This window comes from Orlajensenia leifsoniae (assembly GCF_004570845.1).
Taxonomy (GTDB): Bacteria; Actinomycetota; Actinomycetes; order Actinomycetales; family Microbacteriaceae; genus Orlajensenia; species Orlajensenia leifsoniae.
Genome location: NZ_SPQZ01000003.1, coordinates 181,352 through 198,939, shown reverse-complemented (window position 1 = coordinate 198,939; position 17,588 = coordinate 181,352). Strand labels below are relative to the sequence as shown.

At 69.5% G+C, this 17,588-nt stretch carries 14 protein-coding genes; 4 read left to right on the top strand and 10 right to left on the bottom strand.

Annotated features, from left to right (window positions below; translation table 11 throughout):
• Window positions 1-19: 19 nt before the first annotated feature.
• Window positions 20-1,507, top strand: a complete 1,488-nt coding sequence (locus tag E4M00_RS08835) for a peptide MFS transporter (protein WP_135120128.1) — start codon at window positions 20-22, stop codon at window positions 1,505-1,507.
• 3 nt (window positions 1,508-1,510) lie between these two features.
• Here the strand turns inward: E4M00_RS08835 and E4M00_RS08830 are convergent, their stop codons facing one another.
• The gene (locus E4M00_RS08830; protein WP_193555564.1) at window positions 1,511-2,098 is read right to left on the bottom strand and encodes a TetR/AcrR family transcriptional regulator; all 588 of its coding nucleotides are present in this window, start codon (window positions 2,096-2,098) and stop codon (window positions 1,511-1,513) included.
• 151 nt (window positions 2,099-2,249) lie between these two features.
• On the opposite strand from E4M00_RS08830, the gene E4M00_RS08825 reads away from it, so the two are divergent.
• The gene (locus E4M00_RS08825; protein WP_135120127.1) at window positions 2,250-4,520 is read left to right on the top strand and encodes a glycoside hydrolase family 3 C-terminal domain-containing protein; all 2,271 of its coding nucleotides are present in this window, start codon (window positions 2,250-2,252) and stop codon (window positions 4,518-4,520) included.
• 133 nt (window positions 4,521-4,653) lie between these two features.
• Here E4M00_RS08825 and E4M00_RS08820 read toward each other — a convergent pair whose 3' ends face one another.
• Window positions 4,654-6,003: an alpha-hydroxy acid oxidase gene (locus tag E4M00_RS08820; protein ID WP_135120126.1), complete on the bottom strand. Its 1,350-nt coding sequence runs from the start codon at window positions 6,001-6,003 to the stop codon at window positions 4,654-4,656.
• Window positions 6,004-6,011: 8 nt separating this feature from the next.
• Window positions 6,012-6,836 (bottom strand): FadR/GntR family transcriptional regulator, encoded by an 825-nt coding sequence (locus E4M00_RS08815; RefSeq protein WP_135120125.1) that lies wholly within the window; start codon window positions 6,834-6,836, stop codon window positions 6,012-6,014.
• 153 nt (window positions 6,837-6,989) lie between these two features.
• Between E4M00_RS08815 and E4M00_RS08810 the strand changes: the two genes are divergently transcribed.
• The gene (locus E4M00_RS08810; protein WP_135120124.1) at window positions 6,990-7,451 is read left to right on the top strand and encodes a DUF1707 SHOCT-like domain-containing protein; all 462 of its coding nucleotides are present in this window, start codon (window positions 6,990-6,992) and stop codon (window positions 7,449-7,451) included.
• Here E4M00_RS08810 and E4M00_RS08805 read toward each other — a convergent pair.
• The 5 genes from E4M00_RS08805 to E4M00_RS08785 form a co-directional block, all read right to left on the bottom strand.
• Complete coding sequence (locus E4M00_RS08805) at window positions 7,448-8,581, bottom strand: ABC transporter ATP-binding protein (RefSeq protein ID WP_135120123.1); 1,134 nt, start codon at window positions 8,579-8,581, stop codon at window positions 7,448-7,450. The two genes, E4M00_RS08810 and E4M00_RS08805, sit on opposite strands and share 4 nt — an antisense overlap.
• Window positions 8,578-9,459 carry an ABC transporter permease gene (locus tag E4M00_RS08800; RefSeq protein ID WP_135120122.1) on the bottom strand — a complete coding sequence of 294 codons (882 nt, stop codon included), beginning with the start codon at window positions 9,457-9,459 and terminating at the stop codon, window positions 8,578-8,580. Before E4M00_RS08800 ends, E4M00_RS08805 begins: the two co-directional genes overlap by 4 nt.
• Window positions 9,456-10,376, bottom strand: a complete 921-nt coding sequence (locus E4M00_RS08795; protein WP_420813437.1) for an ABC transporter permease — start codon at window positions 10,374-10,376, stop codon at window positions 9,456-9,458. Before E4M00_RS08795 ends, E4M00_RS08800 begins: the two co-directional genes overlap by 4 nt.
• A 13-nt stretch (window positions 10,377-10,389) precedes the next feature.
• Window positions 10,390-11,505, bottom strand: coding sequence for an ABC transporter substrate-binding protein (locus tag E4M00_RS08790; protein ID WP_135120538.1), 1,116 nt, complete (start codon window positions 11,503-11,505; stop codon window positions 10,390-10,392).
• Window positions 11,506-11,701: 196 nt separating this feature from the next.
• On the bottom strand, window positions 11,702-12,808 hold the full coding sequence (locus E4M00_RS08785) for a hypothetical protein (protein ID WP_135120121.1): 1,107 nt from the start codon (window positions 12,806-12,808) through the stop codon (window positions 11,702-11,704).
• 295 nt (window positions 12,809-13,103) lie between these two features.
• On the opposite strand from E4M00_RS08785, the gene E4M00_RS08780 reads away from it, so the two are divergent.
• Entirely contained in the window at window positions 13,104-14,057 is a 954-nt protein-coding gene (locus E4M00_RS08780; protein WP_135120120.1) for a patatin-like phospholipase family protein, read from the top strand.
• 6 nt (window positions 14,058-14,063) lie between these two features.
• Here the strand turns inward: E4M00_RS08780 and E4M00_RS08775 are convergent, their stop codons facing one another.
• On the bottom strand, window positions 14,064-15,491 hold the full coding sequence (locus E4M00_RS08775) for a rhamnulokinase (protein ID WP_135120119.1): 1,428 nt from the start codon (window positions 15,489-15,491) through the stop codon (window positions 14,064-14,066).
• Between the two features lie 9 nt (window positions 15,492-15,500).
• A complete protein-coding gene (locus E4M00_RS08770; protein ID WP_135120118.1) occupies window positions 15,501-17,537 on the bottom strand; it encodes a bifunctional aldolase/short-chain dehydrogenase in 2,037 nt (678 codons plus the stop codon).
• Between the last annotated feature and the right edge of the window lie 51 nt (window positions 17,538-17,588).

Here is a 17,588-nt window from a genome sequence, read left to right as displayed (position 1 = left end):
TCAGTGCCAGACTGGAGCGATGAGCAGCAACGTTGACACGCCGGCCATCGACGAGGAACCGGTCGACCCCAAGCGCGACTCCGGCTTCTTCGGCCAGCCGCGACCGCTCGCCACCGTCTTCGGTGTCGAGATGTGGGAGCGCTTCAGCTTCTACGGCATGCAGGGCATCCTGCTCATCTACCTGTACTACTCCGCGGCGGAGGGCGGCCTCGGTCTGCCGCAGGCGACGGCCGCCGGCATCGTGGGCGCCTACGGCGGTGCCGTGTACCTGTCGACCATCCTCGGCGCGTGGATCGCCGACAGGGTGCTGGGCTCGGAGCGGGTGCTGTTCATCAGTGCCGTCGTCATCATGCTCGGCCACATCGGGCTGGCCCTTCTGCCCGGATTCTCCGGCGTGATCGTGGGACTCATCCTCGTCGCCGTGGGCTCCGGCGGGTTGAAGGCCAACGCCACCAGCGTCGTCGGAACCCTCTACAAGACCGACGACCCGCGCCGGGATGCCGGCTTCTCGATCTTCTACCTCGGCATCAACCTGGGCGCGTTCCTCGGTCCCATCCTCACCGGACTGCTGCAGTCCACCCTCGGCTTCCACTGGGGCTTCGGCCTCGCAGCTGTCGGCATGGCCATCGGCCTGACGCAGTACGCCTTCGGGCGCAAGAACCTCCCCGCCGCTGCGCATCGCATCGCCAACCCGCTGCCGGCCAGCAGGCGGCCGCTCGTGATCGGCATCGCCGTGGCCGCGGTCGCGGTCATCCTGGTGTGCGTCTTCACCGGCCTGATCACGCCGACGAACCTCGCCATCATCGTGATCGCCCTGACGGTGGTGGCCGCCGTCGCCTACTTCATCGTGATCCTCGCGAGCAGCAAGATCGACGCCACCGAGCGCTCGCGGGTCCTCGCCTTCATCCCGCTGTTCATCGCGAGCGTGGCGTTCTGGTCGCTCTACCAGCAGCAGTTCACCGTGCTCACCATCTACTCGGACGAGAAGCTGAACCGCAGCCTGTTCGGCTGGGAGATGCCGGTGTCGTGGGTGCAGTCGATCAACCCGATCTTCATCATCATCCTGTCTGGAGTGTTCGCCGCCATCTGGACGAAGCTCGGCACCCGACAGCCGTCGACGCCGGTGAAGTTCGCCCTCGGAACCATGATCATGGGAGCCGCGTTCCTGCTCTTCCTCCCGTTCGCCGGGGGAGGAGCGAACTCGACGCCCCTGCTGGCGATCGTGGTGATCCTCCTCGTGTTCACGGTGGCCGAGCTGTTCATCTCTCCCGTCGGGCTCTCGGTGGCGACCAAGCTCGCTCCGCGCGCCTTCACCACGCAGATGGTGGCACTGTTCTTCCTGTCGGTGGCGCTCGGCTCCGCCATCTCGGGCCAGCTCGCCTCGCTCTACGACATCGACAACGAAGTGCCGTACTTCGGCGTGCTGGGTGGCATCGCCATCGTGCTGGGCGCCATCCTGCTCGCCTTCGCGAAGCCGGTGCTGAAGCTCATGAAGGGCGTGCGGTAGGGGCTAGTCCGCCGGCGCTGCGGCCGCCACGAGTCGCCACAGGTGCTCGATGGTCGCGGCCATGTCGATCGAGGGGTCGAGCATCCACTGCGTCTGGAGCCCGTCGGTGACGGCGAGCACGATGGACGCGACGAGATCGGGGTCTATGTCGGAGCCGATGCGGCCGGCGTCCTGCTCGGCACGGATCGCCGCGCTGTAGCTCTCCCGGAAGATCCTGTAGCGCTCGACGAAGAACTCGTGAGCCGGATGCTCGGGGTCGCCTGCCTCCGTGGAGACCTGCGCATAGAGCTGCACCAGGCCCGGCACCTCCGCGTTGTGCCTGACGACATTGATCAGTCCGTCGATCGGGGCCGTTCCCTCGAGGTCGAACGCGTCGCGGTCGACCTCGTCGCGCTTGCGGAGGATCTCCTGGAACAACTCCTCCTTGGAGGAGAAGTAGTGCAGCAGCCCGGCCTGGCTGAGACCGACCTCGTCGGCGAGCTCGCGCACCGAGGTGCGGCGGTAGCCGTTGCGTGCGATCACCGCGAGGGCGCTCGTCAGGATCTCCTCGCGCTTCGCCACGCCCTTCGCGTACTGCCCCCGTGCTGTCATGCCTCGATCGTAGGGCGGAGTGCTTGAGATTGAAAACCGAGCGCTGTATGGTTTTAGTGTGCGCTCACAGGTGAGCCCACCTCGAGCCATACGAGACGACAGTGACGTCAGCCCCTGCTGACGACGCCTCCGTCGCACCAGAAGGAGCAGAATGACCGACACGACCACGACGCAGTCCGAGGCATCCGTCGACGAGACCCTCGCGGCCCTCACTCTCGAGGAGAAGGCGTCGCTCACCAGCGGCGCCGACTTCTGGACCACGAAGTCGGCTCCCGGAGTGCCGTCGATCATGCTGACGGACGGCCCGCACGGCGTGCGCAAGCAGCGTGCGAACGGCGACCACCTGGGCATCACCGACAGTGTTCCGGCCACCTGCTTCCCGCCGGCCGTGGCGCTCGGCTCCAGCTGGGACGTGACCCTGCTCGAGCGCGTGGGCATCGCCCTCGGCGAGGAATCCGTCGCCGAGAACGTGGGCGTGCTGCTCGGCCCCGGCATCAACATCAAGCGCTCGCCGCTCGGCGGCCGCAACTTCGAGTACCTGTCCGAAGACCCGATCGCCTCGGGCGTGCTCGGCTCCGCCCTCGTGCGGGGCCTGCAGAGCCAGGGCGTCGGTGCGTCGCTCAAGCACTTCGCCGCCAACAACCAGGAGGCCGACCGCATGCGCGTCTCGGCCGACATCGACGAGCGCCCGCTGCGGGAGATCTACCTGCGCGGCTTCCAGCGCGTCGTCGAGGACGAGCAGCCCTGGACCGTCATGTGCTCCTACAACCGACTGAACGGCGTCTACACCTCGGAGGACCCGTGGCTGCTGAACACGGTCCTGCGCGACGAGTGGGGCTTCACCGGCCTCGTCGTCTCGGACTGGGGTGCCGTCAACGACCGCGTCGCCGGCGTCGCGGCCGGCCTCGACCTCGAGATGCCGTCGAGCAGTGGGCGCACCAACGCCCAGCTCGTCGAGGCCGTGCGCTCGGGAACCCTCGCCGAGTCCGTGCTCGACACCGCCGCGCGGCGTGCCATCGACCTGGCCTTCAAGGCCGTCGCCGGCGCCCGTGACGGCGCCACCTACGACGCAGACGCCCACCATGCCCTCGCCCGCGAGGCGGCAAGTGCGTCGATCGTGCTGCTGAAGAACGACGGCGACCTGCTGCCTCTGGCGACGGATGCCGCTGTCGCCGTGATCGGCGAACTCGCCCGCACGCCCCGGTATCAGGGCGCCGGCTCCTCGCTCATCAACCCCACCAAGCTCGACAACGCGCTCGACGAGATCCGCGTGCTCGCGGCATCCGGAGCCGAGAATGTCACCTTCGCCCCCGGCTACGCGGCCGACGGCACCGAGGACGCGGGTCTCGTGGCCGAGGCCGTCGTTGCAGCGTCTGCGGCATCCGTCGCCGTGGTCTTCGTCGGAGTGCCCGCCGAGCAGGAGTCCGAGGGCTTCGACCGCGACCACATCGAGCTGCCCGCCGAGCAGCTCGCCCTGCTCGATGCCGTGATCGCCGCCAACCCGAACACCGTCGTGGTGCTCTCGAACGGTGGAGTCGTGCGCCTCTCGGGCTTCGCCGACAGGGTTCCCGCCATCGTCGAGGGCTGGCTGCTCGGCCAGGCCGGCGGCGGTGCCGTCGCCGACGTCCTCTACGGAGCGGTGAACCCGTCGGGACGCCTGCAGGAGACCATTCCGGTGCGCCTGCAGGACACGGCGGCCTACCTCGACTTCCCGGGCGAGCACGGCCACGTGCGCTACGGCGAGGGCCTCTTCGTGGGCTATCGCTGGTTCGACGCCCGCGAGATCGAGGTGTCGTTCCCGTACGGCCACGGCCTCTCGTACACGACCTTCGACCACTCCGATGTCTCGGTGACGACGGATGCCGCCGGCCTGGTCGTGCGCCTGACCGTGACCAACACCGGCAGCCGTGACGGCGCCGAGGTCGTGCAGGTCTACACCTCGCTGCCCGGCTCGGCCGTGGTGCGTGCCCCGCGCGAGCTGAAGGGCTTCACCAAGGTGGCTCTGGCCGCCGGTGAGAGCCGAGTCGTCGAGGTGGCCGTTCGCCGCGAGGACCTCGCCTACTTCGACACCCGTGTCGGACAGTGGGTCGTCGAGGGTGGCTCGTACACCGTGGAGGTCGGGGCGTCGAGCCGCGACATCCGTGCCACGTCGTCGGTCGAGGTCTCGGGGGATGCAGTTCGCGTGACCCTCGACCTGAACTCGTCGATCGGCGAGCTCATGGCGCACCCGGTGGCCTCGCAGTTCATCCTGCAGGCCATGGCGTCGCAGGGTGAGGGCTTCACCTCGGCACTCATGGACGACCCGGGCATGTTCAAGATGATGGAGTCGTTCCCCATCGGACGCCTCGCCGGCTTCCCGGGCATGGGCATCGACCGCGACCAGATCGAGCAGCTGCTGGCGGCGGCGAACGCGGCGAGCTAGGCGCCGGCCCGCTCGCTGCGCCGCCGCCGGACCGGCGTTCGACGCACGTTTGCAGGATGAGAGCGACTTCAACCCCTCAGGAGGGCCTATCTTCGCCCTCATCCTGCAAACGCGCCGTCGCGGGGCGCCGCGCCTACTTCTTGACCGGCGCCTTGCGTGGCGTTGCAGCCTTGGGAGCAGCACTCGCCCGAGGGCTGCGCACCACCGTCGGCTTCGCGGAGGCCGCAGCGGCAGCGGCATCCGTCACCCCACGCGCCATCGGCGTGAGGCGGGCGAGCTGCGTGACGTGCTGGGGGCCGAGCTCGTCGAGCGATGCCACCTCGAGCAGCTTCATGGTGCGCACGATCTCGGTGCGCAGGATCTCGATGGTCTTGTCGACGCCGCGACGTCCACCGGCCATGAGGCCGTAGAGGTAGGCACGTCCGACGAGGGTGAAGCGCGCGCCGAGGGCGATCGAGGCGACGATGTCGGCGCCCGACATGATGCCCGTGTCGAGGTGGACCTCGAGGTCGGAGCCCACCTCGCGGGCGACATCCGGCAGCAGGTGGAAGGGGATGGGGGCGCGGTCGAGCTGGCGTCCGCCGTGGTTCGAGAGCACGATGCCGTCGACTCCACGGTCGGCGAGCAGCTTCGCATCCGCGACCGTCTGCACGCCCTTCACCACGATCTTCCCGGGCCAGATGCCGCGGATGATGTCGAGGTCGTCGAACGAGATCGTGGGGTCCATGGCCGAGTCCAGCAGCTCGCCGACGGTGCCGCCGGTCGACGACAGAGAGGCGAACTCGAGCTTGGGTGTGGTGAGGAAGTTGATCCACCAGGCCGGCCGCGGCAGGGCGTTGATGACAGTACCGGGGGTGAGCTGCGGCGGAATCGAGAAGCCGTTGCGCTTGTCGCGGTGGCGGGCGCCCGCCACGGGGGTGTCGACGGTGAAGAACAGCGTGTCGAAGCCGGCGGCGGCAGCGCGGCGGGCGAGCTCGTAGGAGATCTCGCGCTCGCGCATCACGTAGAGCTGGAACCAGTTGCGACCGACGGGATTGGCCTTGCGCACGTCCTCGATCGACGTCGTGCCGAGGGTCGACAGGGTGAACGGGATGCCGGCGGCTCCGGCGGCTCCGGCTCCGGCGACCTCGCCCTCGGTCTGCATCATGCGGGTGAAGCCCGTCGGCGCGATGCCGAACGGCAGGGCGCTCGGCCCGCCCAGCACCTGGCGGGTGGTGTCGACGACGGGAACGTTGCGCAGGATCGACGGGTGGAACTCGATGTCCTGGAACGCCTGCCGCGCGCGCTTCAGCGAGATCTCGCCCTCGGCGGAGCCCTCGGTGTAGTCGAACGGCGCCTTGGGCGTGCGGCGCTTCGCGATGGCTCGCAGGTCGGCGATGGTGAGCGCCTTCTCGAGCCTGCGGTCGGTCGGGTTGAGGGTCGGCTTCTTGAACTTCATGAGCTCGGCGAGCTCTGTCGGCTTCGGGATCTGGCGCTGGACCATGGTGTTCCTCACTGTTCTGCTGTGCGCCGGGAGAGGGCGATGTGCCCGGTCCCGGTGGGGGCTGCGACGACAGCCGTCGTCTCGGGTGTCGGCGGCGCCTCGGTGACGAGGGCCGTCTGCGTGTAGTAGCCGGTGATGTGCGAGTGCACGCGGGCGCGGGCCGTGAAGGCGTCGCCCGCCACGATGGCAGCCAGGATGCCCCGGTGCTCCTCGCGCAGTCGCGCCGCAGTCGCCTCCCAGTCGTCGATGACCGCGAGCCCGGCCTGCACGTAGCCCTCGATCGATGAGCGCAGGCCCGCCATCATCGCCGTCACGACCTCGTTGCCGGATGCCGCTGCGAGCGACACGTGGAACGCGGCGTCGAGCGCCAGGAACTCCTGCGGGGTGAGCTCGGAGGAGTCCATCGCATCGAGCAGGCGCTCCGACGGCTCGAGGTCGGGGCTCGCGGCACCGGCGACGTCGGCCACGACAGCGGCCTCGAGCACGAGTCGGGTCTTCACGACGTCGCGCACCCGGAATCCCTGGGCTGCGACCTGCAGGCGGAGCAGCGCGCTCATGGCGCCCTGCGGAGTGGCGACGATGATGGCGCCGGCGCTCGGGCCCGATCCGGTCTGGGTGCGGATGAGGCCCATCGCCTCGAGTACGCGCACGGCCTCGCGCACGCTGGAGCGCCCGACGCCGAGATCCGCCGCGAGGGTGCGCTCGGGCGGGAGGTGATCGCCGGGGGAGAGGGTGCCGTCGAGCAGCTGCGCCTCGACGTGCGCCAGCACGGACTGCCAGGCGCGGAGGTCATCGACAGGGGCGGGGATGGTCACTGCATCCGTCGAGCTCATTCCGGCACCGCCTCTCTGTGGTCTGACCACATTACCGCTGTGGTCAGACCACATGCAACCCGTCCGTGGTCGATGAGGTCCGGACGTACCCCGCGACCGAAGCGGCTCTCCGCGACCATTCCCGTCCCGGCCGAACTGCGCCACCATGGGGTCATGGTGGATTACGCAGACCCGCAGTGGTCGTCAGCCCGGCTGAGCGATCGCGAGCGTGAGGACGCAGTGCAGCGGTTGTCGGTCGCCCGTGGGGAGGGGCGCCTCACCCCCGAGGAGTTCGAGGCCCGGGCCCGGTCGGCTCGCGCCGCGGTGACGCGAGGCGAGCTCGACCCGTTGTTCTCCGACCTGCCCGTGGCCGCCGCGCCCCGGTACGACGCGGGACAGGGAGCTCCGGCATCCGTCGCCGCCCCTGAATCTCGAACCCCGCGGGTGCGCCCACTCGGTGGCCCCATCGGCGCGACGATCATGGCGCTGGTGCCGTTCATCGCCGTACTGCTGTTCTTCCTCGCCGGCTACTGGGGCAGCTTCGCCTGGTCGTGGCTGTGGTTTCTGCTCGTTCCCCTCGCGGGCATCATCATCTACGGCCCGGCCGCCGAGTACCGCTCGCGCGACAAGCGCTAGGGCTGGGACACTGCGGGCGTCGGCGCTCGTCGGACCTCCCGCACTGCGACCGGTGCCGGTGCCACGCGCACGTGGACGTGCTCGCCGAACTCGAGCCGCTGCTCCGCCGCGTGCTGCATGCGCAGCGGCACGCCGTCGGACGTGAGCAACAGGGTCCGCCTGATGCTGCCGAGGAAGGTGCTCTCCTGCACCGTGGCGGGAACTCCGTCGGCACCGGAGAGGCTCACGCTCTCGGGCCGGATGAACACGTCGACCGGTCCGTCCGCGTGACCGCCGATCAGCGGCAGCGTGCTGCCGACAGCGTGCACCCGATCACCCACGACAGTGCCCGGGACGATGCTGCTGAGGCCGACGAACGCGGCCACGACCGGGGACGCAGGTCGCAGATAGAGCTCCTCCGGGGAGCCGACCTGCTCGATGCCGCCGGCATCCATGACGGCGATGCGGTCGGAGACGGCCAACGCCTCCTCCTGGTCGTGCGTGACGAAGACCGTCGTGATGCCCAGGCGCAACTGGATGCGACGGATCTCGTCGCGCAGCTGCACCCGCACCTTCGCGTCCAGGGCGGAGAGCGGCTCGTCGAGGAGCAGCACGCGCGGCTCGGTGACCAGGGCGCGCGACAGCGCGACGCGCTGCTGTTGACCGCCCGACAGCTGATGTGGATAGCGGTCCGCGAGGTGCTCGAGCCCGACGAGGGCGAGAGAGTCGCGCCCGCGCCGGCGAGCCTCGGCGCGGGCGACGCGCCGCATCCGAAGCCCGAACATCACGTTCCCGAGTACGGTGAGGTGGGGGAAGAGCGAGTACGACTGGAAGACCATGCCGATGTCGCGGTGATTGGTCGGCACGCGCGAGACATCGGCCCCGTCGATGAGCACACGGCCGCCGTTGGACTGCTCCAGGCCGGCGAGGACGCGCAGCGCCGTGGTCTTGCCGCAACCTGATGGACCGAGCAGGGAGACGAACTCGCCGGGTTCGATGGCGAGGTCGACGCCGTGCAGCACTCGGGTCGTGCCGTAGTCCTTCACGACGGATTCGAAGGCGACGGATGCGCCGTCACCGCGCCCCGCGAGCACCAGATTGTCGGCGGTGGCGATGCTCGCAGCGGCGACGGATGCGCTGGACAGGCTCATGTGTTGTTCCCTTTCCGGGACGGGTCGGACGGGTCGGACGGTGACTCGGCGCGAGCCGAGGGTGCTGTGGCTGCCCGGCGGGCAGTCCTCGGAGCCGATCCCTGCGTGCGTCCGGCGAGGCGGATGACCACGAGGAGCACGAAGGCGAAGACCAGCGCGAGCAACGACACGATGATCGCCGCGTAGGTGTCCTGTTTGCTCACCACCACGAGGGCGGTCTGCAGGTTCTGCCGGCCGAGCAGCGAGGCGATCGTGAACTCGCCGAGCACGACCGCGACGGAGATGAGTGCCGCAGCGAGCAGCCCTGGGCGCAGGTTGGGCGCGAGCACCCGGGTCAGCACGGCTCCCCAACCGGCCCCGAGCGACCGGGCGGCCTCGGCGAGGGTGCGCACGTCCGTCGCATCGATGCTGCCCTGGATGGCCCGGTAGGCGTAGGGGAGCACGGTGATGCCGTACGCGAAGGCGAGCGACCAGATGCCGGTGCCGAAGGTTCGCCCGATCACCAGGTAGATCGGCGCGAGCCCCACCACCAACACGATGGCCGGGATGGAGATCGGCAGCAGCACGACGAACTCGAAGGCCCGCCTCAGGCGGGGGAAGCGGAGGGTGATGAGGATCATCGTGGGTGCCAACAGAAGGAGCACGATCCCGATCGCGACGACGGCGAGCACGAGCGAGTTCCCGAGTCCCAGCCAGATCGGGGCGTACTGGCGCGCGTTCTCCGGGTCGAACAGGGCGGCCCAATGCGCCAGGGAGTGTCCGTCGCCGTCGCGCAGGGTGAACTCGACCATGGCGATGATCGGGATGGCGAACAGCCCGCCGATGACGACGCCGATGACAGTGCGAGCGGTACGGCCCGGTCCGAGCCTGGCGCTCATCGCTGCCACCTGGCGGCCCGGCGCTGGATGATCGAGTAGCCCCACATCACGATGGCCATGATGACGACCATCCCGAGGGCGAGGGTGCCGGCGAGGTTCTCGCGTCCGAGCACGGTCTCGCTCACGAGGGCCGCCCGAATCTGGAGAGGCACGATCTGGGACCCCTGGCTGGCGAGGGCCGCCGCCGTGGCGTAGGAGGAGAAGGCATTGGCGAACAGGAGCAGAAGGCTCGCGGCGAATGATGGAGCCAGCACGGGGATGCCGATTCGCAGCCAGAACCCGCCGGTGGAACCGCCGAGGGTGAGGTTGGCCTCCGCCCATTGCGGTCTCAGCGCGGCCATCGCGGGCATGAAGGTGATCACCATCAGCGGGACCTGGAAGTAGATGTAGGGCAGCACGAGTCCCGGCAGGTCGTAGATCCAGGCGCCGTTCACGAAGATGTCGATGCCGAAGGTGTCGCGGAGCCAGACCGTGACGAGCCCCTGGACGCCGATCGTTGCGATGAACGCGAAAGCGAGCATCACGCCACCGAACTGCGCCAGAACTCCACTGGCGCCGTCCACGATCCCGCGGACGCGGCCGTCTTCGGCGAGACCCAGCATGGCGTAGCACGCGAGGGCGCCGACGACGGCGCCGACGACCGCGGTCAGGAGGGACAGTCCGATCGAGTTGGCGAAAGCCCGCAGGATCACCGGATCCGCGAGGGCGGCGAGGTTGTCGAGAGTGAAGGTGCCGTCCTCGGTGAAGAAGCCGCTGAGCACGGCCAGCAGTGTGGGCAGAGCGAGGAAGAGCAGGACATAGGCCGCGAAGGGCACGAGGCCGAGGAACGCGGGAACTGAGACGCGCGCGGCCGGGCGCCGGGCCGAACCGGAGTGGTTCGACTCGGCGCCCGACGTGAGGGGAGCGGTGATCGCCATGGAGGGGGAACGCCTACTGGACGGCCGCTGCCCACTCCGAACCGAGGAGGGTGCCTGCTGCGGTGCTCTGCGCCTCGGTCGGAACGACGGTGTCATCCGGAGCGGCGGGGAGCGCCGAGAAGAGCTTCTCGTCGATCGTGCCCGCCGCCGACATCGCCTCGGCGCGCACGGGGCGGGCGCCGCCCTTCAGCCAGAGGTTCTGGGCTTCGTCGCTGTAGAGGAACTCCTGCCACAGGCGTGCGGCGGCGGGGTGCGGCGCCTCCTTGTTGATGGCCTGGTTGTAGTAGCCCGCGTATCCGGTTCCCGGGAGGATGACGACCTTCCAGTTCGGGTTGTCAGCGGTGTGTGCTGCGTTCAGGTAGTCCCAGTCGAAAACGACCGGAGTCTCGCCGGAGGCGACGGTGGCCGTCGTCACGTCGACCTTGAGCATGTTGCCGGCCTTCTGCAGCTTGCCGAAGAAGTCGATGCCGGGCTGGAAGTCGTCGAGGGTTCCCCCGCTCTGCACCGTGCCGAGGCCGACCGCGGCGAAGGCCGCCCCTGCCTGGGTCGGATCGCCGTTGATCGCGACGGCGCCCTTGTAGTCGGCCCCGAGCAGGTCGTCGAGTGTCGCGGGGGCGTCAAACTTCGACGAGTCGTAACCGATCGACATGTATCCGCCGTAGTCGCCGACGAACAGCCCGGTCGACTCCTTGAGGGCGTCGGGAATGTCGTCCCACGTCGCCACCTTGTAGGGAGCGAAGACGTCGGTGTTGGCGAGAGCGACCGTGAGGCCGAGGTCGAAGACATCGGGGGCGGTGTCGAGGCCGGCGTTGGTCTTCGCGGCCTCGATCTCCTCGGCACTGGAGACGTCGGGCGACTGCTCCGTGATCGAGATCTCCGGGTACTTCTCGGTGAATGCGTCGAGCACCTCGCCGTAGTTCGCCCAGTCGCGGGGCAGGGCGATGACGTTCAGGGCGCCCTCGGCCTTCGCGGCCTTCTCGAGCTCACCGAACGAGCCGAAATCGGCGATGCTCGTGGCGGTCTTGGCATCGGTCGACGAGTCGGCATCGGCAGCCGGGGCCGAACAGGCGCTCAGAGCGATGGCGGCGGTCGCGGCGATCGCGAGTGCTCCGACGATACGGCGGCGCATGGGGGTGTGCGGCACGGGGTTCCTCTCTCAGTGGATCAGGGAGCGGAACGCGCCAGTCGGCACGCACTGCGGACGCTCCCGGATCACGAGGAGGCTATGAGCTACCGATGAACCGATGCCCGACCACGAATGAACGGCTTGTGACGGGGTGGTGGAGGGGTTCGCCGACTGTGGGGTGGCCGACGGGCCGGGAGAGCTATCCCGCCAGCACCGGAGGCTTCTGCGCCCGGTACCCGCGCAGCGACATGATGCAGTAGATCGGCCCAGTGCCTGCCGCCCGGCCTCGCGATTCCCTCGTCACGCGGAGGCGTCCGGCCGGCTGGTCGGCGTCGAGGCGCAGCACGAGATCGTCGTTGTCGGGTTCGTTGGGGTCGTAGAGCCAGAGCGCCGTCTTCGCACCCTTCTGCTCATAGGCATAGGCCATCACCTGGTGGTTCTTCCCGATGTCGAGGTCGACGCTGCGGATCAACCCGATCGGCGACGGGCGCCCCGCGTCGATGTCCCCGCGCACGGCGGGGATGGTCTCGTCGAAGGTGATCCGGCGGCGCCCGTGCGTGACGGCGCCGGCCAGTCCCTCGTCGTCATCGGGATACTGCGGCGCCGAATAGCTCAGCCAGCGATGGCCGTCGCCTCGCAGGTCGAGGCTGTCCAGCATCCGTTCCCTGATGAAGAGGAAGAGGGGGTCGTCGGATGCCGTCGGCGACGTGCGGAGGGCCGGCACGGCCTCCTTCGCCGAGAAGTAGTCGAGTGCCGTGAACACCATGCCGCCGCAGAGCCCGGCGTCGGCACGGGTGAGAGGCATCCAGTCGGGGTCGCGTCGTGCGATCTGCAGAACCGAGCCGAGCCCGGCCGGCATGGCGTCGAGCAGGTCGTTGACGATCTTCCCGACGGCCATCACGGGCAGCTCATGAGACCAGGAGTTCGTGAAGTGCAGGCCGTTGCGGGATGGGCGGAACCCCGGCACGGCGTGACGGGCGGACTCGAGCACCCGCACGACGGCCCGCTCGTTCTTCCGGATGACCGAGGCGTCGAAGCCCTGCGGGGCCTCGACCGTCACGTCGTCGCTGTGATCGCGGTCGAGGAAACCCGACTTCCACGTCACGTCGAGGTGGCGAGCCGATGCGGAACCGATCGTGTAGACGAGGCGACCCGAGCTGCCGAACACGCCGGCCTCGAGGGTGATCGTCGCGCTGCTTCCGGCGCGGATCGCTCGGGGTGGCGGCGCTGCCCAGTGGCCCTTCTGATCGGCGAGCTCCAGCGTGATCGTGGTCTCATTGCGGATCTCGACGGTGCTGCGCGCCATGGCAGGCTCCTCTGCGTCGCGACGCACAGGCGGGGTGGAGGGTGCGTCTCGGGTATCGACGCGAACCAGTCTGCTCTCATGCATCCGTCGGCGACAGAGCGACTTCGCCTGCGGGCCGTGTGTGTTGCACCCGGCGTCGCCCCCGTGTTAGCGTCTCGGCGATCGTGAACCATCGTCAGGAGGTGAGACCCATGAACGCAGTATCCGCATCGGGTGCTCCCCTGAACGAACGATCGCGCGACTGAGGTAGTCGCCACCGGGAGCCCCACCAGGCACATCGCGAAAGGCGACTCCCATGAACACGACACCTCCTTCACCCCTCGACTCCTCCCCGTCTGCCCCAGGCGCCCGGCACCCGGAGCACGCACGCGCGTTGGTCCTCGGTGGGGGCGGATCGGCCGGCAATGCCTGGCTGATCGGCGTCATCGCGGGTCTCTTCGAGGCCGGCCTCGACGTGACCGACGCCGACCTGATCATCGGCACGTCGGCCGGGGCGACGGCCGCAGCCCAGATCACCGGCGCTGCCCCGCCCGAGCTGCTGGCCGACATCCTCTCGGCCGTGCCGCCGCAGCGGACCGGCGCCCCCGCAGCAGGCGGGGCGCGCACCCCGGCCGCCTCCATGAGCGATCATCTGGAGAGATTCCAGAGGATCATCGCCGACGCCGAAGACGCGGCCGACATGCGCCGCACGATGGGTGCGATGGCCCTCGAGGCGGATGCAGCATCGGATGGTTCCGGGCAGGAGCGGTGGCGATCCATCGTCGCCTCGCGGTTCCCTGGTCGGCAGTGGCCCGTACGAGACGTGCTCCTCACGGCCGTCGATGCCCAGACCGGCGAACCCGTCGTCTTCGACCGCCACAGCGGGGTCGACCTCGTCGACGCCGTGGCCGCCAGCACATCGGGCGGCGGCTCCGCCTACGGCATCGGCGGCAGGGGCTACATCGACGGCGGATACCGACGGTCCAGTGAGAACGCCGATCTGGCCTCCGGCTACGGACGGGTGCTGGTGCTGTCGCCCCTGAGCGGCAGGTCGCTGTATCCACCGGAATGGGGCATGCAGCTCTCCGTGCAGGTCGACGAGCTTCGTGCGGGAGGCAGCAGGGTCGAGACCGTGCTCCCCGACGCGGACTCCCTCGCCGCGTTCGGCGGCAACCTCATGGACCCGTCGACGCGGGTGCCGGCCGCTCGGGCGGGCAGCGAGCAGGGCCGAGCCCTCGCCGAGCGCCTCACCGCGTTCTGGCGCGGGTGAGCGACGTCAGCGCGGGTCGTACCGTCGCGGCGGGAAGGCGGCGGCGACCACGGAACGCAGCGACTCGAGGGAGCCATCGACGAATCCCTGCAGTCGCGCCTGCACGAGGATGTTGCCTATCGCCGTCGCCTCGACGGGACCGGCGAGCACGGGCAACCCCACGCGGTTCGCCGTGAGCTGGCAGAGCAGCTCGTTCTGCGATCCGCCGCCGACGATGTGCACGGTCTCGATCGTGCGGCCCGAGAGCTCGGCCGCCGTGCGCACGGCGTTGGCGAAGGCATCCGCGAGGCTCTCGATGATGCTGCGCACGAACTCCGCAGGCGAGCCCGGCACGACCAGGCCCCGTTCGTGGCAGTACGCCGCGATGCGCTCCGGCATGTCGCCGGGCGTCAGGAAGCGGGGGTCGTCGGCGTCGAAGACCGAGACCGGAGTGGTGACGGATGCCGCAGCCGCGAGCAGCGCCGGCAGGTCGATGGTCTCGCCGGCGGCCTCCCAGCTGCGCACGGACTCGCTCAGCAGCCAGAGGCCCATCACGTTGTGCAGGAAACGGATGCGGCCGTCGACGCCGCCCTCGTTCGTGAAGTTCGCCTCGCGGGCGGCATCCGTCAGCACGGGTCGTTCCAGTTCGACTCCCACGAGTCCCCAGGTGCCGCAGGAGATGTAGGCGCTGGTGGCCGCGTCCATCGGGACGGCGACGACCGCCGACGCCGTGTCGTGCGAGCCGACCGCCACGACGTCGGCGGTGCCGCCGAGCTGCTTCGCCACCTCGGGCAGCAGGGGCCCGATGCGAGTGCCCGGGTCGACGAGGGCGGGAAGGAGCGCCGGGGGAAGGCTGAGCTGGCCGAGCAGGGCGGTGTCCCATTCGCCGGTCACGACATCGAGCAGGCCCGTCGTCGACGCGTTGGTGCGCTCGGCGATGCGCTCGCCGGTGAGCCAGAAGGTGAGCAGGTCGGGCACGAGCAGCATGCTGTCGGCGCGGGTGAGGCATCCGATGCCGTGGTCGGAGTCGGTCTCGGCCATGAGCTGGTAGACCGTGTTGAACGGCAGGAACTGCAGGCCGTTGCGACGGTAGAGCTCGGCGAACGGCACGATCGCGTGGGTCGCCTTCACGCCTGCCGCCGTGCGTGTGTCGCGGTAGTGGAACGGCTCGCTCAGCATGCGGCCCTCGCGGAGCAGGGCGTAGTCGACGGCCCAGGAGTCCACGCCGATGCTCGCCAGCCTCGGCTCCTGCCGGAATGCGGTGGTGAGGCCGACGAGGGCGCTGCGATAGAGCTCGCCGATGTTCCAGTGCAGGCCGCCCGGGGTCGAGACGGGCACGTTCGGGAAGCGCGCCACCTGCTGCATCCGGAGCTCGTTGGGTCCGACGTCTCCGAGGATGACGCGGCCGCTCGTGGCGCCGAGGTCGATGGCGGCGACGCTGCCCGTCGTACTCATGGTCGGGCCCTACCGCAGGAAGGCGGCGGCGACGCCCGCGTCGACCGGGATGTGCAGGCCCGTGGTGTGCGACAAGTCGCTCGAGCACAGAACGAACACGGCGTTCGCCACATTCTCCGGCAGCACCTCGCGCTTGAGCAGGGTGCGCTGGGCGTAGTAGGCGCCGAGCTCCTCCTCGGGAACGCCGTAGACCGCGGCGCGCTTGGCGCCCCAGCCGCCGGCGAAGATGCCGGAGCCGCGCACGACGCCGTCGGGGTTGATGCCGTTCACCTTCACGCCGTGCTCGCCGAGCTCGGCCGCGAGCAGGCGCACCTGGTGCGCCTGGTCGGCCTTCGTCGCCGAGTAGGCGATGTTGTTGGGGCCGGCGAACACCGAGTTCTTGCTCGAGATGTAGATGATGTCGCCGCCGAGCTTCTGGTCGATGAGGGCGCGGGCGGCGGCACGCGAGACCAGGAACGAGCCCTTGGCCATCACGTTGTGCTGCAGGTCCCAGTCGGCGACGGTGGTCTCGAGCAGCGACTTCGACAGCGAGAGCCCGGCGTTGTTCACGACGATGTCGAGGCCGCCGAAGGCGAGCAGCGCCGCATCGACGGATGCCTGCACCTGGCCCTCGTCGACGACGTTGGCCTGCACGCCGACCGCGACATCCGTCGACCCGATCTCCGCTGCGGCGGCCTGCGCCTTCTCGAGGTCGAGGTCGGCGATGACGACGCAGGCTCCTTCGGCGGCGAGGCGGGTGGCGATGGCCTTGCCGATTCCGGATGCCGCCCCGGTGACGAGCGCGATGCGGGTCGCGAGCGGCTTCGGCTTCGGCATCCGCTGCAGCTTGGCCTCCTCGAGCGCCCAGTACTCGATGCGGAACTTCTCCTCATCCGAGATGGGCGAGTAGGTCGAGAGCGCCTCGGCGCCGCGCATGACGTTGATGGCGTTGCGGTAGAACTCGCCGGCCACTCGGGCGGTCTGCTTGTTCGCCCCGTAGCTGAACATGCCGACGCCCGGGATGAGCACGATGGCCGGGTCGGCGCCGCGCATGGCGGGGGACTCGGGGGTCGCGTAGGCCTCGTAGTAGGCGGCGTAGTCGGTGCGGTAGGCCTCGTGCAGCTCGTGCAGGCGGGCGATCGAGTCCTCGATCGAGGCGTCGGCCGGCAGGTCGAGCACCAGCGGCTTCACCTTGGTGCGCAGGAAGTGATCGGGGCAGCTCGTTCCGAGGGCCGCGAGACGGGGGTGCTCGGATGCCGCCAGGAAGTCGAGCACCTCGGGGGCGTCGGAGAAGTGGCCGACCTGCGGGCGGTCGGTCGAGACCAGGCCGCGGATGGTCGCGGCCAGCGCTGCGGCCTTCGCCGACCGCTCGGAGGGCTCCAGGGGCTCGTAACCGGACAAGACGGTTCCGAAGGGATCTGGCCGGCCGTGCTCGGCGATGTAGGCCTCGGCCGCTGCGATGATCTGCAGCGAGTTCGCCTCGGACTCCTCAGACGTGTCGCCCCAGGCCGTGATGCCGTGGCCTCCGAGGATGCATCCGATGGCCTGCGGGTTGGCGTCCTTGATGGCCGCGATGTCGAGCCCCAGCTGGAACCCGGGGCGGCGCCAGGGCACCCACACCACGGTGTCGCCGAAGATCTTCCGCGTGAGCTCCTCGCCGTCGGCCGCCGTGGCGATGGCGATGCCGGAGTCGGGATGCAGGTGGTCGACGTGGGCGGCGTCCACGAGGCCGTGCATGGCGGTGTCGATCGACGGGGCTGCTCCGCCCTTGCCGTGCAGGGCGTAGTCGAAGGCCGCCACCATCTCGTCCTCCCGGTCGAGACCGGGGTAGACGTCGACGAGGGCGCGCATGCGGTCCAGGCGCAGGACGGCCAGGCCCGACTCGGTGAGAGTGCCGAGGTCGCCGCCCGAGCCCTTGACCCAGAGCAGCTCGACGGGTTCGCCGGTGACGGGGTCGACGTCGGTTCCCTTCGCCGAGGTGTTGCCCCCGGCGTAGTTGGTGTTCTTCGGGTCTGACCCGAGGCGGTTGGAGCGCGCGATCAACGCGGCAGCGGTCTCGTTCGTCATGGTGAGTCTTCTCTCTTCATTCGCCGAGCCGCCCGATTTCGTCGCATCCGG

Excerpts from the sequence above, each read along its gene's own strand:
- E4M00_RS08835 (WP_135120128.1), top strand. The coding sequence starts at position 20 with ATGAGCAGCAACGTTGACACGCCGGCCATCGACGAGGAACCGGTCGAC.
- E4M00_RS08825 (WP_135120127.1), top strand. The coding sequence starts at position 2,250 with ATGACCGACACGACCACGACGCAGTCCGAGGCATCCGTCGACGAGACC.
- E4M00_RS08820 (WP_135120126.1), bottom strand. The coding sequence starts at position 6,003 with ATGGTCCAGCGCCAGATCCCGAAGCCGACAGAGCTCGCCGAGCTCATG.
- E4M00_RS08775 (WP_135120119.1), bottom strand. The coding sequence starts at position 15,491 with ATGAGTACGACGGGCAGCGTCGCCGCCATCGACCTCGGCGCCACGAGC.
- E4M00_RS08815 (WP_135120125.1), bottom strand. The coding sequence starts at position 6,836 with ATGAGCTCGACGGATGCAGTGACCATCCCCGCCCCTGTCGATGACCTC.
- E4M00_RS08805 (WP_135120123.1), bottom strand. The coding sequence starts at position 8,581 with ATGAGCCTGTCCAGCGCATCCGTCGCCGCTGCGAGCATCGCCACCGCC.
- E4M00_RS08830 (WP_193555564.1), bottom strand. The coding sequence starts at position 2,098 with ATGACAGCACGGGGGCAGTACGCGAAGGGCGTGGCGAAGCGCGAGGAG.
- E4M00_RS08800 (WP_135120122.1), bottom strand. The coding sequence starts at position 9,459 with ATGAGCGCCAGGCTCGGACCGGGCCGTACCGCTCGCACTGTCATCGGC.
- E4M00_RS08770 (WP_135120118.1), bottom strand. The coding sequence starts at position 17,537 with ATGACGAACGAGACCGCTGCCGCGTTGATCGCGCGCTCCAACCGCCTC.
- E4M00_RS08810 (WP_135120124.1), top strand. The coding sequence starts at position 6,990 with ATGGTGGATTACGCAGACCCGCAGTGGTCGTCAGCCCGGCTGAGCGAT.
- E4M00_RS08790 (WP_135120538.1), bottom strand. The coding sequence starts at position 11,505 with ATGCGCCGCCGTATCGTCGGAGCACTCGCGATCGCCGCGACCGCCGCC.
- E4M00_RS08785 (WP_135120121.1), bottom strand. The coding sequence starts at position 12,808 with ATGGCGCGCAGCACCGTCGAGATCCGCAATGAGACCACGATCACGCTG.
- E4M00_RS08780 (WP_135120120.1), top strand. The coding sequence starts at position 13,104 with ATGAACACGACACCTCCTTCACCCCTCGACTCCTCCCCGTCTGCCCCA.
- E4M00_RS08795 (WP_420813437.1), bottom strand. The coding sequence starts at position 10,376 with ATGGCGATCACCGCTCCCCTCACGTCGGGCGCCGAGTCGAACCACTCC.